Source organism: Vibrio sp. Vb1166, from assembly GCF_033338695.1.
Lineage (GTDB): Bacteria > Pseudomonadota > Gammaproteobacteria > Enterobacterales > Vibrionaceae > Vibrio > Vibrio alginolyticus.
Genome location: NZ_JAWOTE010000013.1, coordinates 51,665 through 75,511 on the forward strand (window position 1 = coordinate 51,665; position 23,847 = coordinate 75,511).

Annotated in this window: 23 protein-coding genes; 15 read left to right on the top strand and 8 right to left on the bottom strand. The window is 46.6% G+C overall.

Annotated features, from left to right (window positions below; all coding sequences use genetic code 11):
* Positions 1-56: 56 nt before the first annotated feature.
* The 5 genes from R7E51_RS14400 to R7E51_RS14420 all read left to right on the top strand — a co-directional run bounded on the left by R7E51_RS14400 (position 57) and on the right by R7E51_RS14420 (position 5,843).
* A complete protein-coding gene (locus tag R7E51_RS14400) occupies positions 57-1,046 on the top strand; it encodes a membrane dipeptidase (RefSeq protein WP_053303711.1) in 990 nt (329 codons plus the stop codon).
* Positions 1,047-1,155: 109 nt separating this feature from the next.
* Positions 1,156-2,757, top strand: coding sequence for a BCCT family transporter (locus tag R7E51_RS14405; RefSeq protein ID WP_104976558.1), 1,602 nt, complete (start codon positions 1,156-1,158; stop codon positions 2,755-2,757).
* A 101-nt stretch (positions 2,758-2,858) separates the two neighbouring features.
* Entirely contained in the window at positions 2,859-4,595 is a 1,737-nt protein-coding gene (locus tag R7E51_RS14410) for a hypothetical protein (RefSeq protein WP_206957577.1), read from the top strand.
* Positions 4,592-5,323 carry a DUF3726 domain-containing protein gene (locus R7E51_RS14415; RefSeq protein ID WP_053307776.1) on the top strand — a complete coding sequence of 244 codons (732 nt, stop codon included), beginning with the start codon at positions 4,592-4,594 and terminating at the stop codon, positions 5,321-5,323. Before R7E51_RS14410 ends, R7E51_RS14415 begins: the two co-directional genes overlap by 4 nt.
* A gap of 142 nt (positions 5,324-5,465) precedes the next feature.
* The gene (locus R7E51_RS14420; protein WP_191115848.1) at positions 5,466-5,843 is read left to right on the top strand and encodes a nuclear transport factor 2 family protein; all 378 of its coding nucleotides are present in this window, start codon (positions 5,466-5,468) and stop codon (positions 5,841-5,843) included.
* Positions 5,844-5,925: 82 nt separating this feature from the next.
* Here R7E51_RS14420 and R7E51_RS14425 read toward each other — a convergent pair whose 3' ends face one another.
* Positions 5,926-6,921 carry an ABC transporter substrate-binding protein gene (locus R7E51_RS14425; RefSeq protein WP_206957575.1) on the bottom strand — a complete coding sequence of 332 codons (996 nt, stop codon included), beginning with the start codon at positions 6,919-6,921 and terminating at the stop codon, positions 5,926-5,928.
* Between the two features lie 141 nt (positions 6,922-7,062).
* A complete protein-coding gene (locus tag R7E51_RS14430; protein ID WP_206957574.1) occupies positions 7,063-9,297 on the bottom strand; it encodes a hypothetical protein in 2,235 nt (744 codons plus the stop codon).
* A gap of 425 nt (positions 9,298-9,722) precedes the next feature.
* Here R7E51_RS14430 and artP point away from each other — a divergent pair, with 425 nt between their 5' ends.
* The 5 genes from artP to R7E51_RS14455 all read left to right on the top strand — a co-directional run bounded on the left by artP (position 9,723) and on the right by R7E51_RS14455 (position 13,336).
* On the top strand, positions 9,723-10,451 hold the full coding sequence (gene artP, locus R7E51_RS14435) for an arginine ABC transporter ATP-binding protein ArtP (protein ID WP_017634245.1): 729 nt from the start codon (positions 9,723-9,725) through the stop codon (positions 10,449-10,451).
* An 88-nt stretch (positions 10,452-10,539) separates the two neighbouring features.
* Positions 10,540-11,271, top strand: a complete 732-nt coding sequence (locus R7E51_RS14440) for an arginine ABC transporter substrate-binding protein (protein WP_206957573.1) — start codon at positions 10,540-10,542, stop codon at positions 11,269-11,271.
* A gap of 1 nt (position 11,272) precedes the next feature.
* A complete protein-coding gene (gene artQ / locus R7E51_RS14445; RefSeq protein WP_005388570.1) occupies positions 11,273-11,962 on the top strand; it encodes an arginine ABC transporter permease ArtQ in 690 nt (229 codons plus the stop codon).
* Positions 11,959-12,627, top strand: coding sequence for an arginine ABC transporter permease ArtM (gene artM / locus R7E51_RS14450; RefSeq protein ID WP_206957572.1), 669 nt, complete (start codon positions 11,959-11,961; stop codon positions 12,625-12,627). Before artQ ends, artM begins: the two co-directional genes overlap by 4 nt.
* Before the next feature lie 136 nt (positions 12,628-12,763).
* On the top strand, positions 12,764-13,336 hold the full coding sequence (locus R7E51_RS14455; RefSeq protein WP_031778904.1) for a dioxygenase family protein: 573 nt from the start codon (positions 12,764-12,766) through the stop codon (positions 13,334-13,336).
* A gap of 9 nt (positions 13,337-13,345) precedes the next feature.
* On the opposite strand, the gene R7E51_RS14460 is transcribed toward R7E51_RS14455, so the two are convergent.
* Positions 13,346-14,176, bottom strand: a complete 831-nt coding sequence (locus tag R7E51_RS14460; protein WP_005375813.1) for a LysR family transcriptional regulator — start codon at positions 14,174-14,176, stop codon at positions 13,346-13,348.
* Positions 14,177-14,294: 118 nt separating this feature from the next.
* Here R7E51_RS14460 and R7E51_RS14465 point away from each other — a divergent pair, with 118 nt between their 5' ends.
* The gene (locus R7E51_RS14465; RefSeq protein WP_005375815.1) at positions 14,295-14,942 is read left to right on the top strand and encodes a glutathione S-transferase family protein; all 648 of its coding nucleotides are present in this window, start codon (positions 14,295-14,297) and stop codon (positions 14,940-14,942) included.
* An 84-nt stretch (positions 14,943-15,026) separates the two neighbouring features.
* Here the strand turns inward: R7E51_RS14465 and R7E51_RS14470 are convergent, their stop codons facing one another.
* Positions 15,027-15,698 carry a type 1 glutamine amidotransferase domain-containing protein gene (locus R7E51_RS14470; RefSeq protein WP_005375824.1) on the bottom strand — a complete coding sequence of 224 codons (672 nt, stop codon included), beginning with the start codon at positions 15,696-15,698 and terminating at the stop codon, positions 15,027-15,029.
* A gap of 117 nt (positions 15,699-15,815) precedes the next feature.
* Between R7E51_RS14470 and R7E51_RS14475 the strand changes: the two genes are divergently transcribed.
* Positions 15,816-16,700 (top strand): LysR family transcriptional regulator, encoded by an 885-nt coding sequence (locus R7E51_RS14475; protein WP_206957571.1) that lies wholly within the window; start codon positions 15,816-15,818, stop codon positions 16,698-16,700.
* Between the two features lie 59 nt (positions 16,701-16,759).
* On the opposite strand, the gene R7E51_RS14480 is transcribed toward R7E51_RS14475, so the two are convergent.
* Complete coding sequence (locus R7E51_RS14480) at positions 16,760-18,421, bottom strand: electron transfer flavoprotein-ubiquinone oxidoreductase (RefSeq protein WP_206957570.1); 1,662 nt, start codon at positions 18,419-18,421, stop codon at positions 16,760-16,762.
* Between the two features lie 138 nt (positions 18,422-18,559).
* On the opposite strand from R7E51_RS14480, the gene R7E51_RS14485 reads away from it, so the two are divergent.
* On the top strand, positions 18,560-19,525 hold the full coding sequence (locus R7E51_RS14485; protein WP_206957569.1) for an electron transfer flavoprotein subunit alpha/FixB family protein: 966 nt from the start codon (positions 18,560-18,562) through the stop codon (positions 19,523-19,525).
* 67 nt (positions 19,526-19,592) lie between these two features.
* On the opposite strand, the gene R7E51_RS14490 is transcribed toward R7E51_RS14485, so the two are convergent.
* Genes R7E51_RS14490 through pdhA form a run of 3 tightly spaced genes read right to left on the bottom strand, consistent with a single transcriptional unit; the run spans position 19,593 to position 22,808 of the window.
* Positions 19,593-20,741, bottom strand: a complete 1,149-nt coding sequence (locus R7E51_RS14490) for a dihydrolipoamide acetyltransferase family protein (protein ID WP_206957568.1) — start codon at positions 20,739-20,741, stop codon at positions 19,593-19,595.
* Entirely contained in the window at positions 20,738-21,721 is a 984-nt protein-coding gene (locus tag R7E51_RS14495; protein ID WP_017634235.1) for an alpha-ketoacid dehydrogenase subunit beta, read from the bottom strand. The genes R7E51_RS14490 and R7E51_RS14495 overlap by 4 nt, the downstream gene beginning before the upstream one ends.
* Complete coding sequence (pdhA, locus tag R7E51_RS14500) at positions 21,714-22,808, bottom strand: pyruvate dehydrogenase (acetyl-transferring) E1 component subunit alpha (protein WP_025998586.1); 1,095 nt, start codon at positions 22,806-22,808, stop codon at positions 21,714-21,716. The genes R7E51_RS14495 and pdhA overlap by 8 nt, the downstream gene beginning before the upstream one ends.
* 65 nt (positions 22,809-22,873) lie before the next feature.
* Between pdhA and R7E51_RS14505 the strand changes: the two genes are divergently transcribed.
* Both R7E51_RS14505 and R7E51_RS14510 read left to right on the top strand, forming a co-directional pair.
* Positions 22,874-23,068, top strand: a complete 195-nt coding sequence (locus R7E51_RS14505) for a hypothetical protein (RefSeq protein ID WP_127891143.1) — start codon at positions 22,874-22,876, stop codon at positions 23,066-23,068.
* 396 nt (positions 23,069-23,464) lie between these two features.
* Complete coding sequence (locus R7E51_RS14510; RefSeq protein WP_005375836.1) at positions 23,465-23,785, top strand: DOPA 4,5-dioxygenase family protein; 321 nt, start codon at positions 23,465-23,467, stop codon at positions 23,783-23,785.
* Positions 23,786-23,847: the final 62 nt, after the last annotated feature.

The window sequence follows — 23,847 nt, forward strand, 5'->3', positions numbered from 1 at the left end:
ACTGATGGTGTCAGTTGCCCGCACGAAAAGGCTAAGAAATTGTTTAAGGAGTGGTTATGTACCAACAACGGATTGTGATTGACGGATTGCAGTACTGCAATTGGGATCGAGAGTATTTCCAAACGCTTAAGGCGAGTGGCATTACCGCCGTTCATGCCACCATCGTCTACCACGAAACTGCGCGCGAAACCTTAACGCGTTTTGCTGAATGGAACTTGCGCTTCGAGCAAAATGCGGACCTCATCATGCCTATTTATTCAATGGCAGATGTAGAAAAAGCCAAAGCAGAAGGTAAAGTCGGCATCTTCTTCGGCGCGCAAAATTGCTCACCTATCGATGATGAAATTGGCCTGATTGAAGTGATGCGCCGCCAAGGTCTGCTGATCATGCAACTGACCTACAACAACCAAAGCTTACTGGCGACAGGTTGTTACGAACAAAACGATTCCGGCGTAACTCGCTTTGGTAAACAAGCGATTGAAGAGATGAACCGAGTCGGGATGATCATTGATATGTCCCACAGCGCGGAGCGTTCGACGTTGGAAGCTATCGAGCTCTCTTCGCGTCCAATTTGTATCAGCCATGCTAACCCGACATTTGCGCATGACGCACTGCGCAACAAGTCCAACACCGTGATCAAAGCACTGACGGAGCGCGGTGGTTTGATTGGATTCAGTTTATATCCATTCCATTTGCCAAATGGCAGCCAGTGCACGCTGGATGATTTCTGCCAGATGGTTGCGAAAACCGCAGACATGTTTGGCGTTGACCATTTAGGTATCGGTAGCGATTTGTGCCTAAATCAGCCGCAACAAGTGTTGGAGTGGATGCGCAACGGGCGTTGGTCAAAAGCGATGGATTACGGCGAAGGTTCTGCAAGTAACTCGGGATGGCCAGATGCGCTGCCATGGTTCTGCGGCAGCGCAGGGATGGAGAACATCTACAACGGATTAATGGGTCACGGATTCAGTGAATCTGAGGCTGGAAAAATATTGGGTGAAAACTGGTTCAACTTCCTTAAAGAAGGATTAGAGCCTATTTCATAGCATTCCCCAAAGTAGGAACCGCCTGCCCACATAATAACAATACGGCAGGCGTAAAACTCACATTTGTAGCCAGTCTTTGGCTGCTGCAAAGAACCTCTGGAGCCAGAGTATGTCTGATTTAACCAATAGCATGAAAGCTTCCACGATGAGCGTGTCATCGGGCAAGTCGAAAGCAAAACACAACACATCAACAACAGAAAACACGACGAACAAATTAGGACTGAATAACCCGGCCTTTTGGTATAGCGGTGGTTTCATCGCGTTGTTCGTTGCTATTGCACTTTATGACGGCGAGCTGTTATCTACGATCGTTAACGCTGGCTTTGGCTGGGCAGTTCAGGTGTTTGGTCCATACTGGCAGTTACTGCTGCTTCTCACTTTTCTTATTGGTCTTGGCTTGGCTGCAGGGCGAACAGGCAAGGTGATGTTGGGCGGGATTGCAAAACCAGAAATGGATTCTTTCCGCTGGATGGCGATTATTTTCTGTACCTTATTGGCTGGTGGTGGCGTTTTCTGGGCCGCGGCTGAGCCTATCGCGCATTATGTTAGCCCACCTCCTTTGTACGGCGCGCAAGATAACCCGCAGCAAGGTGCGGTGAATGCGTTGTCGCAATCCTTTATGCACTGGGGCTTTCTAGCTTGGGCGATTGTAGGTAGCTTAACTTCCATCGTGGTGATGCACCTACATTACGACAAAGGTTTACCGCTAAAACCCCGTATTTTGCTTTACCCAGTCTTGGGCGAACGAGCACTTAAAGGCCAACTCGGTGCATTGATTGACGCGTGCTGCATTATCGCGGTAGCCGCAGGCACCATCGGGCCAATTGGGTTTCTAGGCTTGCAGGTTAGCTACGCGTTAAATGCGCTGTTTGATATTCCTGATGGCTTTACCACTCAGCTTATCATCATCTTGTTTGCGATTGCGCTTTACACCTTGTCAGCACTCAGTGGATTAAGCCGAGGCATGCAACTGCTTAGTCGTTACAACGTGATTCTGGCAATGGCATTGATGGTTTACATCCTGTTTTTTGGTCCGACGAATTTTATCTTTAACGGATACATTCAAGGTGTAGGAAGCATGTTGGATAACTTTATCCCAATGGCGACTTATCGCGGTGACGAAGGTTGGCTAAGTTGGTGGACAGTATTTTTCTGGGGCTGGTTCCTGGGTTATGGTCCGATGATGGCAATCTTTATTGCGCGTATTTCCCGTGGTCGAACTATTCGCCAAGTTATTTCCACCATCAGTATTGTGGCTCCGTTAACCACCTGTTTTTGGTTCACGATTGTGGGCGGCTCAGGCCTTGCGTTTGAAATTGCTGAACCGGGTAGCGTGAGTGCGGCGTTTGAGGGCTTTAACTTGCCAGGTGCTTTGCTTGCAGTGACTCAGCAACTACCAATGCCAATGCTGACTTCAATTCTATTTCTGATTTTAACCACGATCTTCATCGTCACGACGGGCGACTCAATGACCTACACAATCAGTGTCGTGATCAGTGGTGAAACGGAGCCGAATGCGATCATCCGTACCTTCTGGGGAGTAATGATGGGTGTGACGGCATTGATCCTAATTTCCCTTGGCTCTGGCGGCATCTCTGCTCTGCAATCTTTCATTGTTATTACCGCGGTTCCGGTTTCGTTGATTCTGTTACCGTCACTTTGGAATGCGCCACAAATTGCAATCAAAATGGCGAAAGAGCAAGGGCTATAACAATTATCCAATTCAAACAACGTGGAGCTTGTGCGGGTGTTTTCCTCCTGCATCCGCACAAACCCTAGTATTCTTACAATAACAAATAGGTGGTGAGCAAAATGGATGCACATCGTTCTACTTATACGGAAGCAACTATGCGCGATGCAGCGATTGTCATGGCAGCCGAAAGGCTTGGCGCAATGCACCAAAACCGAATCAGCTTTGTTCGCAGTCTGATTCGTAATATGGCAAGCCAAAACTGGCAAGTAACCAAGCATGAGTGGCAGCTTTGTCCTCGTGGTTATGGTCATGTGATTTACAAATTGACCACGCCAGAGCACGTTTATCATTTGGTGGTATTCTGTGATGAAATTGCCGACGACGAGCGTAATGATCGCGTAATTGCTGAAAAGTGGGACGTCACATTTGCACTGGTTCAAGGCGATGTTGATGTTACTTTGTTGGAAAGATTGCGAGAAAATGTACCGCTGCAAGAAGCGGGACGTAATCCAAACAACGTACTTGTTCTTGCTCGCGCAAACAAAAGTGTGCGCGTGTTTGAGCACATTGTTAGCGCGCTTTCTCAAGGCGAGCAGCCTGAGCCGAAAGAGTTAGCGGAAGTGGGTTATATCCTGCGTACCACAGCTGTTTATGGTAACGGAAAGTTTGGTATCGCCGATTTCAAACTGTTAGAGAACAACTCAGATTTCAGCCAGTCTTTTAGTGCGCAAATGTGTGCCGTATATATGTTGCGCGAATTCAGCCTAGATTGGGTGCACTATCTGGCACTTCAACAAGGTGGCGACAACGCGGTGGCTTTGCATCGTGGCTTGCAGCGCTACCTTGGTGTCGGCAATGCGACTGGCTTAGGCATGGCTCCATACTTGATTAATCACCCGTGCATCGTTGACCAATGGATGACCTCTCGCGAACGTGCGGTAGCGCGAGTCTTTGCGATGCCATGTGAAGCTTCATTCCATGCTCCTTTGCAAGGATTACTACAAAAAGCACAGCGTCATTTAGAGCAAGTCATCACCATCAATGAACATCAAGACAGGCTCAATCATCAAGCGATATCAGACATCAAACAACTGCTATCAGAGCTAACAACGTTAATGGCATCACATCCGAATTGGGCGAGTTTGGTCGAGCATAAGAAAACAATGAGTGTGGAAGCCCAAGAAATCCTCACCTCTTGCTTGATCGAACTCTACCCATCTTTAGTGGATGAATTTGCTAGCCAAATGAATACGGATGAAACGTTATCTATTCCGGGCGGGAAAAAGATCCAAGACTTACTGGAAGTGTTGCAAAACAAATACCGCTGGGCGATTGATGCGGATTACTCACTGGCCGAGAACAATTATTGGTTCTGGTATCGTTCACAAGACAAAGAAGAGCCAAGGCTTGGTGTTCGTGGCGAGGAAGCAGGAGAAGAAAAAGAGCTGCCGCTTGATATCGGCAGACAAGTGAATCGCTTGTACCACGCTTTGCTTGGTTGTGATGAAGAAATGTCCGTAGCAGAGTTTCTGTTGCAAAATCCGACTTATCGTTCGATCACACGTCGCGTATGGACGCTAGGCAACCGTGCGATGGGGGATATTCAAATGAACGTGCTGCGTAAAGATGCGTTACCAATGCACTTACTGCGCTGTAAATTGGCGATCTTTGGTGCGACTAAGTTTGATCCGCGCTCGGATCGTTGGGTTCGAGTAACTTTCTTCCAAGGTGCGCCGTTGTTAGATGAAATTCACGACCCTAAACTGGCAGACACATGGATTTTCCCTAGCATGCCGCCACGTGACGAAATTGCGCAAAGTGATAATCAAAAAATCAGTGGAGGATTTGCATTATGATCGTCTCTCACAACGAATTGGTGGCCGCGGTTAATAAGGCATTTCTTGGCATGCGCCGTCACTGTGGTGAGGCGGATGTCATTGCGAACATGGTGGCGGACTTGCAAATGGTTGGCTTACATGGAGTTCGTCATTTTAATAACGCCAGTCTGTTTCTTGGGTTAGATTCAGACTGCGCCGTATCGGTGACCAACAGTACGCCGTCAAACATAGAGGTAGAACTGCACAACGGGAGTGTAGCGTGTCATTTACCCGCTGTGTTGGATTTCGCACTTGAGAAAATGATTAACCGTAAGTCGATTACTATCACGTTGACGCAGTGCCATAACCGTTGGCTAGGTTTTAGTGAGTTGTTGAAGCTCTCTGCAAAAGGCATCGCGTGTCGCGCACAATGGGTCAATGGCTCTAGTCCCAAGCGAACGCTTTATGTGTTAAACCGCGGACGAATCGCACCAGAAGTCTTTTTCTCGGATCAGTTTGATGGGCATGATACGGATTTGCATAGTATGGTTATCGAGCTCTCCGTGAACGATTTCGATATCGAGAAAAGTGCACAAGGATATACCACCCACATTGAAGGCGATGAGTTAAGCCGTACGCAACAAGCTTCTTGGCAAAATGGTATCTTTGTCGAAGACCAAGAATGGGAAACACTGAAACAAACCGCAACCGCGTTGCTGGTGGAGAACAGTGAGCGTTCTATGCTCGGTGCTGGTGGTGTGGTTTAAGCTATGAAAGGCGATGATTCCAAGTAGAAGTGATGAAGGCTGCTGTTTAGCGGCCTTTTTTGTGCGCGATGTTCAGTCACTTCTGAAGTTCAAAGACTATGATTACCGTTATCCGCAAGATGGAGCAACACAGGTAAGAAAAATGGATCTGCAAGAGAATAAAAGAAATGCCATTGCGTTTTACGAAATCGCCTATAGAGGTAACCCAAGAAAGGCAGTTGAAGACTACGTAGGTGATGAGTACATCCAGCACAATCCATTAGTTGGAAATGGCCCCGAGGCTTTTATCGAGTATTTTGAGCGGATGCAAAATGAGTATCCCGATAAAGATATTACGTTTGTGCGAGCCATTGCTGAAGGGAATTTGGTGGCACTACACACTCACCAAACATGGCCTAATGATATTGAATACGTGACGATGGATTTCTTTCGTTTTGATCACAATGGGAAGATCGTTGAACATTGGGACGCTCTGCAAGAGATACCCAAAGAAACATTGAATGGTCACACCATGTATTAACGAGTCGTTGATTAGCCTCCCATGCCGTTTATTCAAACGGTATGGGAGGTTAAATGATTTGTGGCACTCGAAGTATTAATCATCAAAGCGCTTTTTCGATTCTCACCGCGACGTCTTCAGATACCCAGCCTTTCCACAAGTCAGGGTAGGTATTAAAGAAGTAAAACATCGCTTCTTCACCATCTGCGTAGTTATCTTCCATCCAGGCCAGCATTTCACTCATTTGCTCGTTGGTAAATCCGCGTTTCTGCAAGTACGCGAATGCTTGGGGTTCTTTGCTCGCAAACGCCTCAGTTGTTACTGTGCGAACTGGAGAAGGTGGGTACATTGTTACTTTTGGTGAAGCGCAATCAGGCTGAGTGGTACAGTTGCGATACTCTTCTAAATCTGTTCCGCTACCAAAATCCACTTTGACCATATCATACTTGCCCAATACGGGGGTCGGTGACCAGTAGTAACCAAACCAAGGCATTTTGCGATCATAGGCTTTGGCGATGGTGCCAGCTAATGCTGCGCCAGATCCTGGGTCAACCATCTCAAAGCCGTGCTCACTTAACCCTAATGCATTAAACAAGTGACCGGAGGTGATTTGGCATGTCCAACCAGCAGGGCAGCTATAAAACGCGAACTTGTCATCATCCTCTGGGTGTTCAAATAGTTTGGCGTGCTTGATGACGCCTTCTATCGTCGCGAGTTCTGGATACTGTTTTACCAGATAGGCGGGAACCCAAAACCCTTCTTCACCACCATTGACAAGCGATTCACTAGCGATGCGCAAGCGTTTATCCGCAATTCCTTTATCAAGTGCTTCTTTAATGCCGTTTGTCCATAACTCTGGCGCAACGTCAGGCTGCCCCTTTTCAATCATAGAGGTGCCCGTAGGAACGCTATCACCAGGGATCAATTCCGCATCGCACTGGTAGCCTTCATTTAAGACAAATTGGTCGATGTGCGCCATTAAGCTGGCCGAATTCCAATTCATATCCGCGATGGTTATTTTTCCACATTCATCCGCATTTGCATGAGTTGATAATGCTGAGAGCAGCATAACAGAGAGCATTGAAGGTGTCGTCTTCATGTGACTGAATTTCCTTGTCGTTGTCATTTACTTCAGTATATACATCGGTTTATAAAGATTCAGTGAACAAGGTTTTTTCAGTGACGTTAAGCATAAAAACGGCGATTTATGAAGCGTTTAGTCAGAGTGGTTGAAAGGGAGTTAATACAGCAAGAACACCCCTTCGTAGCCGCCGATCTCAATGTGAGAAACATAGTCGCCGATGTTACCGTCTTGATCTACAGGTCGCATAGGTTCTGGAAGTGCGATAGTTATCTTCGGTGAGGAGAAATAATCGATATTCTTGCCAAAGAAATCAGTTCGATACAGAACTTGGCCTTTGGTGAATTCGCGGGCTAACACCATCTCTGTAGGGCCATGCATCACTACCGTATCGTCTGAGTGATACGCAAAGTACGTATGGGTTGGTAACAAATCGATAGCGCCATTAGGCAAGTCAGGATGAGCCACTTTGCTCATAGAAGCATCTCCAATCACCGTGTAATCGGCGGAATAGGGCGTGCTGGTGGACATCATTAGCGGAGTCGCCTGATATCCCTCTGGTATTTGATTGGCAGGCTCTCCCAAATCAACGGCAAGCAAGGTGCTAGGTTGATAAGCAATATTCTTTGGTACGCCTGCCTTCCAGAAGTTGTCACCTGTTGTATTATTACTTCCATATAAGTAGCCATTGTTCCACTGATTAAAGTAAATGCGCTCAGGGTGATAGTTTAAGTAGAACACCGCTAGTGCAGAGTATTGGTCCTGTTTCCAATTGTTTTCTGTGTTACCAAAGTATTGAACGCGACCATAACGCGTGGTCGCTTGATAAATCACTTTCTGGCCCGCTTTGGCGAGTGCAGAGTTATCCCAAAATTTAGCCAAGCCAGCATAGCCACTAAAGCCGGTAGCGGGGAAAAGGTAGTGCTCGCGCAAGTACAAGGAGCCAGCGTTAACCAAGTGGTTTTGTCCATTACGACCGAATAAGTTTGCCGTACCTATGTTGAGGCCAATTAACGCATCTTCATCCAGCGTTGCCAGTTTATTCAAGAACGCCGAGAATTGCGCTTTGTAAGCATCGTCAGCGGCTTGGCTTCCCGCCACCAAACCAAGTTCATCCACTGTGCCTCCGGAATATATGTAGAACTGACTTGCACCGAGTAACTTATTCGTGTCGTCGTTGTACGCACCATTTAAACCTTGTTTCGCCCATTCAGCTTGGTAATAGTGACGCATTGTATTGGCAAAAAAGGGATTGCCGAGATTGGTCAATGCCCAAGAAGAGGTTTGATTCCACATACGACCAAATGGAATAACCCGTGACTCCCAACGAAATCGGGCCGTTGCATTCTTATTCGAACGGTTTTTGTATTCATTCCAAGAAAGATAATTGTCTTGGTTTCGATCTGCAGATTTGTCGAAGCCACGAATTTTACGCCAGCGTTGAATGGTTTGACCTTCAGGTGTCTCCGTTGGTGCTCCTGAGATATTTACGGCAGGGAAGCTATCTTTGAGTTGAATGTTTTCGAGACGTGGGCGGTTTTCTATGTTGTCGTCATGCCAAGTAATTTTCGCAACGTAAAGGCGGCCGCCGTCGCGTAAAAAGGTGGAGCCAAAGTACTGACCGCCACCATAAGTTTTTCCGCTACCATCATGCGTTGTAGCGCGAACCCAATCCAAAGGAACTGACCAGCTTACTGTTTGGTTTTTAGTCATGTTCTCAGTTTTGTCTTTTTTAATCGCGAAGCTTTTCCATTCAGTTACCCGACCAAACGAGTCGATAGCAGAAGGGTATTCAATCGTAAAGCTGCCACCCTGAGCAAACTGACAAAACGTAAAGGTTAAGCGGTCGAACTTCTCTGAGTGATAAACATAGAGGGCACCACCATTATTCGCCTGACCGAATACATCAGCATCCCATGGCGGTGGTTGATATAGCCAAAAACCGGCGTGGTCAGCGCTGGCGGTATAGCCAACGATCATCGGTTTTCGATTGAGTAGAGTATTCTCGCCATGGCTTGAGTCGACTTCAGCTAGGATAGTGTCTTCAGAAAAGTGGAGAAAGAAATCTTCGTAGTCAACTCCATTCAGTTCTGCTTGGTTACGTATATCGTTTTCTAGCCAACCTGAGTTAAGTTCCAGCTTTTGGTTGTACATGTAACCAAGCGCTTTTACACGCTCGTTATCACTCTTATCTTTGTAAGCTCCAAACACGATATCGGCATTATCCAACTCCCATTCAAGTGCAGCGGCAGCAGATATAGGCTTATCTTGAAGATCAATACCCTGTTCATGCAATCCAGGTAACACGATTGATGTTCTACTCCAAACGCTGGGTATAGAAAGTAAGCTCAGAGAAGCAAGTGCAATGAGAGAAAAACAATGCGACTTCAACATGGGGTTATCTCACTCATACTTAGATGACTCGAATTAAGGGCCAGAATACAAAGAGAAATTATAGTCCATTCACAAAGTCCTAATCAGGAACCCGCCGATAGAAGGCTTTACCGGAAATCGAGGGGGGAAGCCCGGCAAAAATGAGAAGGTCTGCGTCGGGTGTAGTACGTTCAAAGACTCAAAATTCCATCTACACAAGCACAAAAGTAACCAGAATTTTAACCTTGTTTCGATTGCCATCATATTGTTGGATTTTCATCAACAATTTCAGTTAAAACCAACTGATTAAACCAGTCATATTCTCTGTTGTATTGATTGCTTATCATACAAAAATTTAACGAAATTAATTTTTATACATTTTTATTGCATAAAAAATCCTTTTGAGTAATATAAATGCCAAGTGACAATTAATGCGGTATGTCAGCATGACTATTCAGGTAAGCGGAATCAATAAATCCTACGGTGAGACACAAGTGCTTCACGATGTCAGCTTTAAGTGTGAAAGCGGCGAAACACTGGTTTTACTCGGTCCGAGTGGTGCAGGGAAGAGCTCTCTACTACGTGTTCTTAACCTTCTTGAAGGAGCGGATAACGGCCAGTTAAACATCGCTAATGACGCATTCGACTTTTCAACTGAAATCAAAGAGAAGCAAGGTTTAGCGCTTCGTCGTAAAGTGGGCATGGTGTTCCAACAGTACAACCTATGGCCGCATATGACAGTGATGGAGAACCTGATTGAGGCTCCGGTAAAAGTCGCTGGCATGGATAAAGAAGAAGCGAAGAAGCAGGCAATGCAAATTCTTGCGACGCTGCATTTGGCAGACAAAGCGGATGCATGGCCGATGCAACTTTCTGGTGGTCAGCAACAACGTGTGGCGATTGCTCGTGCATTGATGATGAAACCGGAAGTCTTGCTTTTTGATGAACCGACCGCTGCGCTTGATCCGGAAATTACTAACCAAGTCGTTAAGATTATTAAAGATTTAAGCGAAACCGGAATTACACAAGTAGTTGTGACGCACGAAGTGGATTTCGCCAAGAAAATCGCTAGCCACGTACTGTATTTAGAAAAAGGACACATCGTTGAGCACGGCACAAATGATTCGTTTTCTAACCCGCAAACCGCCCAGTTTGCTGACTACTTAAATCACTAAATCACGTTTTTAAAGTTCAGTCTATTTAACAGATAAGCTCGGCTGTCATTGCGAGTGTCAGCCCACTAAGTACACACGGAGTATTGCAATGAAAAAGATTCTACTAGCTTCACTAATCGGACTTGTCTCAGCGAATGCAGCAGCACAAGAAGAGATCAAATTTGCGATGGAAGCGACGTACGCCCCATTCGAATACATGGATGAAAACAACCAAATCCAAGGTTTTGATGTGGATCTGGCGAATGCACTATGTAAAGAAATCGAAGCAAAATGCACCTTCCACAACCAATCTTTTGACAGCCTGATCCCAGCATTAAAATTCAAGCGCTACGATGCGGCAATCTCTGCAATGGACATTACTGAGGCGCGTTTGGAGCAAGTGAATTTCACGAATGCATACTATGACAACTCAGCAGCGTTTGTTTCTATCAAAGAAAAAGTGGCTGATCAAAAAGCACTAGAAGGTAAGCGTGTTGGTGTTCAAAACGGTTCAACACACCAAAGCTACCTGATTGAGCAAATGCCGGGCGTAACCGCGGTTCCTTACTCAAGCTACCAAGACGCGTTCATCGATATGAAAAATGGCCGTATTGATTCTGTATTCGGTGACACAGCAGTCGTAGCAGAATGGTTCAAGAAAGAAGACAACCTAGCTTACGTGGGTGAGCACGTCACTAACCCTAAATACTTCGGTAACGGTTTCGGTATCGCAGTAAATAAAGGTAACGACGAGCTAGTGAACAAGCTGAACACAGCACTGAAAACAGTGAAAGCAAACGGCGAATACGACGTAATCTACAACAAACACTTCGGTAAGTAATATGGCACTAACGGGTTACTCTTTATCGCTTGTTCAAGCTAGTTGGATGACTGTCCAGCTAGCCTTCACAAGCCTCTTAGTCGGTTTGATTCTGGCAGTGGTATTCGCCAGTGGTGAAATGTCTCGCCGCGTTTTCGTTAAATGGCCAATGACGGCGTTTGTGACGATTGTACGCGGTTTGCCAGAAATCCTTGTCGTGTTGTTTATCTATTTTGGTTCGACGCAGGTTCTGTTTTTAATCACCGGCGACTTTATAGAGGTTAGCCCGTTCTTGTCTGGCGTGGTGGCGTTGTCATTGATCTTCGCTTCCTATGCTTCTCAAACTCTACGTGGCGCATTGAAAGCCGTTGGAAGAGGGCAGAGAGAAGCAGCAAGTGCACTCGGCATCAGTCAAGCACACGCTTTTGTTCGCATTGTTTTGCCACAAGCAGTAAGACACGCACTACCAGGTTTAACTAACCAATGGTTGGTTTTGCTGAAAGATACCGCACTTGTATCACTGATTGGCGTAACGGATTTGTTGAAGCAAGCGCAGCTAACATCTGCAGCGACGCATGAAGCGTTTACATGGTACGCGACCGCTGCGGCGATTTACTTAGGCATTACTTTGATTACACAACGTGCCGTCAAACTGATTGATAAGAAGTTCTCAATTCAAGGTATGAGCATGGGACAGGAGGCAACCGCATGAACGAACAACACGTTTGGCAAATGCTGGATGGCTTAGGCACTAGCCTCCAATTGACCGCTGCTTCCTTGGTTGTGGGCTGCCTCTTAGCTTTGATGATGACGCTGACTCTGATCCTACGTACTCCGGGTTTGCATTGGGTAAGTCGTGGCATCATCACCTTGTTTACTGGTACACCTTTGTTGGTACAGATCTTCTTGGTGTACTACGGTCCGGGTCAGTTTGACGCAGTAAGAGAAAGTGTATTCTGGACATGGTTAAGCCAACCTTGGTTCTGTGCGATGTTGGCGCTAGCGTTGAATACCGCTGCATACAGCACTCAGTTGTTCAAAGGAGCGTTTAACGCGATTCCTTCCGGTCAATGGCAAGCGTGTCGTGCTCTGGGTATGAACAAAACCGCAACGCTGAAAGTGCTGCTACCATACGCTATTCGTCGTGCTGTTCCTGCTTACTCGAACGAAGTGATTTTGGTCTTCAAAGGCACGTCACTAGCAAGCACGATTACGATCATGGAGCTGATGGGTTACGCGCAGCGTATTAACGCACAAACCTACGATACGTTGACGGTATTTGGTATTGCGGGCGCGTTCTACTTAGCAGTAAATGGTGTGCTAACTCTCATTTTCCGTCAGGTAGAGAAGAAAGCATTGGCGTTCGAAGCCGCATAAACCTTCAATCAACACTCAATTTAGTTCCACAGTGCCTCTGCAAATGACTCTCTTTCAGGGGCATTTTTTATATTCGTTATGGCAAATCCCTTAAGTTCCCCCAAACTTAATTCAATGCAATTGTATTGGTGGCACCATGGAAAGAAGACACTTTTTAGCGCTGTGGACATTGTTGTTCGTACCCTCTTTAAAAGCGACGACACCAATGCGGCCGACGCCAGCACAAACAGAAGGGCCATTTTACCCAGTAGTGGATATTCCTCTTCGTCAAAACTTGATTCTACAATCAGAAGGCTTGGTCGGTGAACCTATCGTGTTGCAAGGCAGAGTAGTAGATACATCGGGAAACCCTGTCTCAGGCATCAAAGTAGAAATCTGGCAATGCGATGGGCAGGGGATTTACGATCATCCTAAGCAACCAAATAACGATAAGTTTGATGCTCACTTTGCAGGTTTTGGCGCGGTAGAAACTCAATCGGATGGTCGCTACTTATTCCAGACTCTGTATCCCGTGCCTTATGCCTCTCGTCCACCGCACATTCACGTTAAGTTGTGGCGGGATAACCAAGAGCTTCTGACCACTCAGTTGTACTTAAAAGGCAATACTGGTGATGAATGGTGGGGTGGCAAAGCCCGTGATTATCTACAGTTTGAAACCATACGAACCGACGGGCGGTTAACGGGCCAATTTAACTTTGTGATTGGCTAGCTAATCCGGTTAAGCCATTAATTCAACCAATTGCGCCAAGCATTCTTTATCCAGTATCGGATGAGGCTCAACGCCCGTGACCAGTACAATATCTACGGAAGGCAGCGATGGCATATTGCCTAAGATCTTAAGATCCTCGCTAACGCTAATACTGCCCATCGCACCGATAGCCATGCCCGAACGTACAATCGCTCGTTGTGCGGAGGCCGTATTGCAACACGCCAGTAGTTGATAAGGAGTACCACGTTTGGTTAATCCGTCTACTGCTGCCGCATGGTATTTGCAGTCGGTTTGGAATAGGGCGAGAGGGAGAGGTTGGGCTTGCTCGATGTCAAAATCAGGATGAGCAATCCACACGCCTTTGTCGCTTGCTAGCCAGTAACCTTCCTCACTGTCCGGTGCTCTTGTCACAATAGCGGCGTCTAGCTTTCCTTCATCAAGTTTTTCTCTCAAGGTGATGCTTGGCTCACTGAAGACTTGAATTGAACATGTGGGCTCAGATTGCTGTAATACGCGGATGACTTTAGGCAGGATATTGTCGTTGTAATCCTCGGGGCAACCTAAGCGAAGAGGGCGCTTGTTTTCATAGCGCTTCACTTGTTTCAGTGCTTGATTGTGCAAGTTAACCAATTGCTCGGCGTGAGAGCGCAGTGCCAGCCCTGCTTCACTCAATACTAGGTTGCGACCTTCTTTTTCAAACAAGCTGACGCTGAGTTCGTCTTCTAGCTTACGCATTTGTGCACTGAACGCTGATTGGGTACGATTAATCTGCTTGGCTGCACGAGTGAAACTGCCCGTTTCTACAAAAGCCAGAAAGCTGCGTAACGCATCGATATCCATATCTAAAACTCATCCATCGTTTTTGTTGAAGTGTTCCATCAAAACTATCCGTTAGTCCCCTTAAATACAATCAGATATTGTGAATGGGTAATCAAAACACGAACCGCATGGAGGCGTCATGAAACTGTTTATTGCTAATCAAAACTACTCAAGCTGGTCACTGCGCGCATGGTTGATCTTTTCTCAATTCAAACTAGATGTCGAAGTCACCAAGCTCAAATTATTCACAGAAGATTTTTATAAGACCTTGGAAGGTATTACACCAACCGCGAAAGTACCTACCTTGGTGGATGGTGACGCAACCGTGTGGGATTCATTAGCGATTTTGGAATACGTTAACGAGCAATATTTACAAGGTAAAGCTTGGCCAAGCAACTCCGCAGAACGAGCTAAAGCACGCGCCATTGCATCAGAAATGCATTCGGGTTTCTTTGATTTAAGAAACGAACTCCCAATGAACATCCGCGCACACAGAAAAGTCGACTTAGCGAAGGGTGCGCTTAAAGATATTGCTCGTATTGACGCCATTTGGGCAGAGCAAGCAGAACTGCATCCAAACGGTTGGCTATTTGGAGAATGGTCGATAGCGGATGCTATGTATGCACCTGTGGCATTGCGTTTCCAAACTTACGGCATCGAGTTATCGGAAGGTGCCAAAGCTTACCAACAAAAGGTGCTAGCAAGTGAATCTTTACAGCAATGGTTGGAAGAGGCGAACCAAGAAACGGATATCGTAGAAGAAGATGAAGCAGGGGTAGAAGTATAAGCGCATCTTGCGATCGCCTGTAGCAAGGGAAAGCATGACAAAGCACGCTTTCCTCTTCTAGGATGGTTGTACTTTCCGGCGCGTTTAAGCTAGGTGTTCAACAATCGCTCTGCCTACTCCGTGTGCGCTCGTTGGGTTTTGACCTGTGATGACACGATCATCCACAATTACAAACTCTTGCCATGGTTGCACTTTAGAGTAGCGCGCTGCGCTGCGTGCAAGAGATTCTTCCAATAGGAATGGGATATCGTTGATGGTGCCGAAGTCGATCTCTTCTTCACGAGTGAAGCCTGTTACTGATTTAGACGAAAGTAGCTTTTCGCCATTGCTAAGCGTGATAGGTAGAAGAGCGCCCGGACCATGACAAACTGCAGCCACAATACCGCCATCTTCATAGTGTTTTGCAGAAATCTTGGCAAAATCTTCGTTGCTCGCTAGGTCTGAAAGAAGACCAAAACCACCCGGATAGAAGATCGCATCGTAGTTGTCACCGTTGATTTGTGACACTGGAATCGTGTTGTTGATGCGGTTCTGGAAATCATCATCCGCCAAAATTTTCTCGTTGACTGCGTCGCCTTCGATGTCGGTTCCGTACAGTGGTGCTTGTCCACCTTTGATAGAGGCAATGTCGTAATCGAAGCCTGCACCTAGTAGCTCGCTAAGGGCATGAGTGAGCTCTGGCGCGTAAGTTCCGTTTGCTTGGTCAGTTTCACCAAGAGTCGCATGGTTCGTCACAATGATGAGTACTTTCTTCATGATGGTTTCCTTTTTGGCTTACGTGTATTTGTTGAACACCTTCATACTAATTGCTAAACAAATAAGTGATAATACGATTAATTGGCAAAACATTATTGCTATATAGCAAAGGTAAGTATGGACAGTTTTGAAGGCATCAATGAGTTTGTTACGGTTGCTGAGAGCTTAGGGTTTTCTGCAGCGGCAAAACAGTTAGGTTGCAGTACCAGTCATGTCAGTCGCCAAGTCACAAGATTAGAAGAGCGATTAGGTGTCGCTTTGTTAGCCCGTTCGACAAGAATGGTGAGTCTAACGGAAGCGGGGCAAGCGTATTATCAGCAGTGTAAAGAATTGGTGATTTGGCTTCAGCAAGCCAATGAACAGCTCACCACGCAGCAAACTCAGTTGAGTGGTACGTTACGCGTGAGTGCCGCTGGTGCGTTTTCTGAGAACCATGTAGCGCCTGCCTTGATGGCGTTTGCCAAGCAACATCCTAATCTCACGGTTGAAATTAACTTCAACACCAGCATGGTCAACTTTATTGAAGATGGTTTCGATTTTGCCATTCGTTACGGCAGGTTGAGTGATTCAGGCTTGGTTGCGAGAAAGCTGGTGGATCGTCCCATGGCAGCGGCAGCCAGTCAGCGTTATCTCGATGAACATGGTTTACCAACGCACCCAGAGCAGCTCAAGCGTCATAGCTGCATTATTGCCAATAAGGACGTTTGGTTGTTTGAAAAAGACGGCAAGCCTTTAGATGGCGTAAAAGTGCAGGGCAGATGGAAGAGCAATAACGCACACACGGTCTTGCAAGCCTGTGCAGAAGGATTAGGTGTGGCGTACTTACCGAAGAGTAGTTTCAACGATGCTATTTCGTCTGGTCGTTTGGTGCCAATACTAGAGCCGTATTGGGGAAGCGGCAACAGCAGCTGGATTGTTTATCAGAATCGTCACTTTCTACCACTACGAGCGCGATTGGCTATCGACTTCTTGCTTGATCATTTTGTCGATTGGCAGGAGTAATGAGGCTCTGCCAATCGGTTTGTTTATCCATTTGTTAGATCGTCAACATACTAACGTATCTACATGTTTTGATAGCTTGGTCCGCCGCCACCTTCTGGTGCTTTCCACGTGATGTTTTGCGAAGGATCTTTGATGTCACAGGTTTTGCAATGCACGCAGTTGGCGGCATTTATCTGAAACTTCAACTTACTCTCAACTTCCACCACTTCGTAAACCCCTGCAGGGCAATAGCGCTGGCTCGGCTCGTCATACATACCTAAATTCACATCAATTGGAATGTGAGGGTAAGTCAGAACAAGGTGACAAGGTTGATTCTCTTCGTGCTGTGTTCCCGACAAAAATACCGACGAAGGCTTATCAAAACTGATTTCACCATCTGGTTTTGGGTATGCAATTGGGTGGCACTCTTGTTTAGGTTTTAACTGCTCATGATCGTGCGAATAGTCCTTGATAGACCAAGGTAACGGCTTCTTAACCAGTGGTTGCCACAGGTTGTGTTCAAAAGTCGAAAGAGCACCGCCAAGTATGCTGCCAAACTTATGAATGTTCGCGCCAAAGTTACGCGTTTCGGCGAGTTCGTCATACAACCATGATGATTCAAACAACGACTGGTAGTCTGGCTCAGAAGCTCCAGTTTGTCGGGCCGTATGTACCGCTTCTGCTGCAATGATTCCGGACTTCATTGCTGTGTGGCTGCCTTTAATTTTTGCGACGTTCAAAGTCCCCGCATCACAACCAATCAATAAACCGCCAGGGAATTGCTGTCTCGGCAGAGAGGAAAGCCCACCTTTCGCAATGGCTCTTGCGCCGTAAGCGATGCGCTGAGCACCTTTCAAATGTGGTTCAATAGCAGGATGGTGCTTAAAGCGTTGAAATTCGTCAAACGGACTCAAGTAAGGATTGCTGTAATTCAAGTCGACAATAAGCCCGACGGCGATTTGGTTGTTCTCCATGTGATAGAGAAAACCGCCGCCTGTGGTATTTGTTTCACTCAAGGGCCAGCCAGCGGAGTGGATAACACTGCCAGATACATCCTTACTGTCAGCGGGTAACTCCCATATCTCTTTTAGGCCAAGCGCGTAGTGCTGTGGTTGCTTTCCTGCGTCTAGGTCGAACCTTTGAATAAGTTCTTTACCCAGATGTCCGCGACAACCTTCAGCAAAAAGGGTGTATTTTGCCCTTAGCTCGATACCTGGTTCAAAGTTAGGTTTGGCCTGGCCGTTCTTATCTAGTCCCATATCGCTCGTGTTAATGCCTGTCACTGCGCCAGTCTGTTCATAATTGATGCTTGCAGCGGCAAAGCCCGGAAAAACTTCCACCCCAAGATTTTCTGCTTGGTTAGCGAGCCAACGGCAAAGGTTGGCAAGACTAATTACGTAATTATTCTCGCCATTTATCATTGGACGCGGTGTAAGGAAGTGGGGAATGCGAATATGGTTTTGTTTAGTAGTAAGATAAAGGAAATCATCTCGTTGAACTGAGGCTGCTAGCGGGGCGTCCATTTCTTTCCAATTGGGGAAAAGCTCATCTAAGGCACTAGTTTCAAAAACAGCGCCAGATAAAATATGTGCACCCACTTCTGAGCCTTTTTCTACAACGCAAATTGAAAGTGCGTCATCTTCACTGTCTTGGTTGAGTTGTGCTAGCCGACAAGCGGCGCTTAAGCCTGCAGGTCCGGCCCCCACGATCACGACATCAAACTCCATGCATTCTCGTTCCATCTCTATGCTTCCTTTCTATTATCGTCATCTGCGTGACAGGTTTTTGGTTTCTATACAGAAAACTATAGCTCAGTTGACGTTAACGTGAAGTGGACTAAGCTCAAGTAATGGATCTGACGTGTTATATGAGGCATGACCATGGAAGACCGACCATTAGCAACACTTGTGCTCGCAGATCATGACAACCAATCGTTGGCTGTAGGGACGCTGTGTGCAGTTAAAGCGGCATTTGAGATTAAGGATGATGATAAATCGCTTCCTGTTTCTGTGTTGCTTATTGGATATCAGTGCCAATCAGTTTTGGATGAGTTGAATTGCGTTCAGGGTATTGCAGAAATTATCTGGGTTGATGCGAAGGGATATGAACATGGATTAGCGGAAAATATCGCACCTTTGATCTCACAAGTAGCCAAAAACTACTCACATATTCTTTCTCCTGCCAGTACATTTGGTAAGAATGTGATGCCTCGTGTGGCGGCGTTGCTTAATGTTGGTCAACTTTCTGACGTGATGACAATCGAGTCTATCGATACGGTGATTCGTCCAATTTATGCTGGAAATGCATTGGCGAGAGTCACGTCGAATGATCCCTATAAAGTGATGACCATAAGAAGTACGGCTTTTGATGCCGCAGAGCTATCTGACACGCCAGTTGTCCCTAAGCTTACTCAAGTCGACACGGTGATTATCAATAAACTTAGTGAGTTTGTTTCGCAACAAACGCCAGAAAGTGAGCGACCAGAATTGCCAGCGGCTAGAGTAGTGGTGTCGGGGGGGCGTGCATTCGGGAGTAAAGAGAAGTTTGTTTTAGTAGAACAATTGGCTGACAAGCTAGGTGGAGCGGTAGGGGCGTCACGAGCGGCGGTCGATGCGGGCTATGTGTCTAATGACCATCAAGTTGGGCAAACCGGCAAAATTGTTGCACCGGAGTTATACATTGCCGTCGGAATTTCTGGCGCGATCCAGCATTTGGCGGGAATGAAAGATTCCAAGGTGATTGTTGCAATTAATAGCGATCCTGATGCGCCTATTTTTGACATTGCAGATTATGGATTGGTCGGCGATTTGTTTGTGGTAATGCCTGAGCTGTTAGAGAAGCTGTAGATATAGTCTTGTTCCCTAAAACAAAAGGCTTCCAAATTGGAAGCCTTTATCATTTGATTTTTATAAGTTACTTTTCGCTCGGACGTTGCAGGTGCTCTGCAAGTACTTTCGTAAACCTTGCAGCTTCACCACCAGTACAAGCGCGATGATCAAACGTTACGGATAGCGGCATTGCTTTCACCGAAATTGCTTGACCGTTTCTTATCACTACTCGGTCGAGTATTCGGCCCGCGCCGACAATAGCGACTTGTGGCGGTGTGACGACAGGTGTTGCGTAAATACCGGCAATCGCGCCGAAGTTGGAAAGCGTAATCGTCGCGTGCTGCAATTGCTCACGACCGATTTTTCTCTCTCTGATCCCTTCAACGGTTTGATCGAGCCAACGACGAACATCTTGTGGCTCGTATTCATCTGCGTGGCGCAAGACTGGTACGTACAATCCATGACGGCTATCTACTGCAATTCCTACATTGACCGTTGTGTGTACACAGCGTGTCATGGTTTCGGCATCAAACCAAGCGTTTAAAGCAGGCTCTTCTTGACACGCATGAACAATCGCTTGAACAAGGCGGATACTGATATCTTCGTTTGGCAGCCAATCTTCCAACAACGCTTCTTCCGTAATGGTTACGGCGGCAACATGTTCGTGCGATTCGGTCATAGACGATACCATGGTACGTCGAGCACCTTTCAAAACTTCGGTGCCTGGACGCTGTTTTCCGGCTTCGTCGTAAATATCGGCATCAACGATAAGTCCGTTCGGGCCACTACCTGACACGAGGCTAAGATCTACCCCAAGTTTTTGTGCCAACAAGCGAGCCGAAGGCAGGGCGGTAACGAGGTTACTTTCTGTCGTGTTGTGGTTGCCACCTATCCAGAAATCATCAACGTTTACATGATGCGCTTGGTGAGAAACGCTGCCGACGACGGTTGCGGCGTCAGCAGTGGCTTTTTTCTCTGCCGTTACTTCTCTCCCGGCACCTGTTTCATCAATCTCTAGCAGTAATGCACCAATATTGACGATTTCACCTTCCTCACCATGACGGCTGACCACACGGCCCGAATAGGGGGCTGGGACGTCTACCGTCGCTTTTGCTGTCTCTACGGTTAAGATCACTTGATCTAATTTAACCATGTCTCCGACATTAACGTGCCATTTGACAATTTCTGACTCAGCGAGACCTTCACCGAGATCGGGTAAATTAAACGTCTTCATTTCCAATCCTCCACGAGTTCGCGTGCCGCGGTCACAATGTCTTCTTCCTGAACCATGAAATAATCTTCGTTACGGTAATAAGGCATAATGGTGTCCATTCCAGTTACTCGTTTAGGTGGGGCTTTAAGTAAGCACATGGCATGTTCAGCGGTTCGAGCTAATAGCTCAGAGCCCACACCACAAGTTTTACTCGCTTCATGAACAACGAGTAAACGTCCAGTTTTTTCTAGTGAGCTGAAAATCGTCGCGGTATCAATTGGCTTAATACTCGCCAAATCAATCACCTCGACTTCAATCCCCTGACTAGACAAGGTTTGCGCGGCCTGAAGTGACTCTACGACGCATGCGCCCCAAGTAACGAGCGTGATATCTCGCCCCTTACGCAAGGTGAAGCAGGTGTCGAGTGGGAGTGCTTCGCCGTTATCAACGACTTCAGATTTAACGGTGCGATATATGCGCTTCGGTTCGAAGAACATGACGGGATCATTGCTTCTAATTGCAGCGAGAAGTAAGCCGTATGCGCGTTGTGGAGAAGAAGGAATCACCACTTTAAATCCAGCAGTGTGAGCAAATAGCGCTTCCACGCTTTCTGAGTGGTGTTCCGGAGCGTGGATACCGCCGCCAAATGGCGCACGAAAAACCGCGGGACAAGTGAGCCGACCGCGAGTTCTGTTACGCATTCGAGCCGCGTGGCACATTAAGTGCTCCATCGCAGGAAAAACGAAACCTTGAAACTGAAATTCGGCGACAGGTCGTAATCCTTGCGTTGCCATACCGACCGCAACCCCGCCGATTAAGGCTTCAGCGAGTGGCGTATCGATGACTCGTTTAAGACCGAACTCTTGCTTGAGTCCAACAGTGGCACGAAATACACCACCATTATCGCCCACGTCTTCACCTAATACGACAACATTGGGGTCTTGTTGCATTTCGTGGTGCAGGGCAAGGTTTACTGCTTCAACCAACGTTAGCTCAGCCATGTCTGCCTCCCTGCATTCTCATTGCCTTGTTGATGAGTTCATCTCTTTGTGCATGAAGCTCTTGAGGTAGCGATTCATACAAATAATCGAAACCGGTTTCTGGTGCTTGTGGCGGTAAGCTCAGATAGCGTTCAACAGCTAACTCTACTTGCTCTTTACAGTAATCTAGCCATTGCTGTTCTTGTTCGTCGCTCCAAGCGCCTTGATTAAGGAGGTACGTTTTAAGACGTGCGATAGGTTCGTATTGCCATGCGGTTTGAACATCATCTTCTTTACGATAACGAGTCGCATCATCGGCCGTAGTGTGGTCACTCAGTCGGTAACTCACCGCTTCGATGAGTGTTGCGCCTTTCCCTTTTCTTGCTCTCTCAAGTGCGGTTTTAGTTGCATCATAAACGGCGACGACATCGTTACCATCGACAGTAATACCCGGTATACCTGCACCTTGCGCTTTTTCTGATAAGAAATCGGCGGCACATTGGAGACTACGCGGCACTGAAATTGCCCACTGGTTATTGTTTACGACGAAAACAAGTGGAATATTCCAAGTACCTGCGCAGTTTATTGACTCAAGAAAGTCCCCTTTGGATGTACCACCATCGCCGCACATGACTAGCGCAGCTTCATGGTTACCTTGAATTTTTAGCGCGGAAGCCACCCCGACAGCATGCGTACATTGCGTCGCTATGGGTACACAGTAGGGAAGGTCTCGGCTAGGAACCGGACTGCCCTCAGGAGCAAAATCACTCCCGCGCTCATCGCCACCCCAGTATTGAAGGTTCTTTTCCATGCCAATGCCACGACACCACATCGCAGGCATATCGCGGTAGTAAGGGACAAACACATCATCGGCTTTAAGTGCTCTGCCGACCGCAATGCCTATGGCTTCCGCGCCTAAGTGTGAGGGATAGGTCCCTAGCTTACCGGTGCGTTGCAAGGCAACTGCTTTGTTGTCGTAAGTGCGAGTTAATACCATGTCTCGGTAAAACCCGACCAATGTTTCAGTGTCAGCCCAGTTGGGTAGTTGGCCGACTAGGTCCCCACGATGGTCGATAAACCGATGCATGGGTAATGCCTGAACGTTCATCTCAAGCTCCTTTTGACGCTGCGGGTCTTTTGGACTGCAGCTGTTCATACAAAACCAGAGTTTGTATGGGTACTCAAACTCTGATATCAGCGCAAAGGCCATACCTAAGGTTGCGTGTGCTTTCGATAGCGGTAGGCATCTGTTCGTCCCTTAAACTATTTGTCGATAACATCGCTGCGACCATTTCACCGCAAGATACAGAGAAAGGCTTTTCTGTATCTAACCCTCTAACTAAATCGTGGTATAGCCAGATACAATAAGTGTAAACAAATTGTTAAATTATGCTTCATTTTGACTTTCGCTCAGTAGTAAAGTTTTGCTTACACCCTGATTTTGTAGAGTAATATGCTGCTATTTTGTTGGTGGTATTTTTAAACTCGAATTTAATTACTGGTTAATGAAACATATTTGCAACAAAATTTGGCTGTAAAATTTGACAAAGTGAGTCATTATTAATGAATCAACTCAAACAGTTGCTATATGATGAATTGCAAATTTTTGTTGTGCTCGAAGCCTCGACCTTATGAGAATGCATAACTTCTTCCCAACTGAGTGGAATCAAGGTAGGGTGACGGCATTACAAATGTATACCCTCGGCAGTCCTTGAGCTTATCCAAAGTAGGTGGTGCTCAAGCGGAAGTGATTATGGAGAAGTTATGTACCACGCTCATGTTTATTTTCCCCTAAGAGAACAAGATAAAGCGCAAGCCTTGAACGAGATCATCCGTCAAGAGCGTCAAGATGTGCTGCGTGTGTTTCCATTAGTTGGAAGGTTAGTTGGCCCACACAAAATGCCGATGTTTGAAATTCACCTAGAATCATTGAGTGAAGAGTTCTTGGCGTGGCTTGATACGATTCGAGGCGATTTTTCTGTGCTCATTCACCCAGTAAGCGAAGAAGAGTTGCTCGATCACACAGAACGCGCGATTTGGTTGGGCAGAGAGATTGGTGTATTTGAAGAAAAATTAGAGAAATAGTTGCTCCTCTTGCCCATGCATGGCCGCTTTGAATCCTTCTCTTCTCATTGCGTTCACAGCTT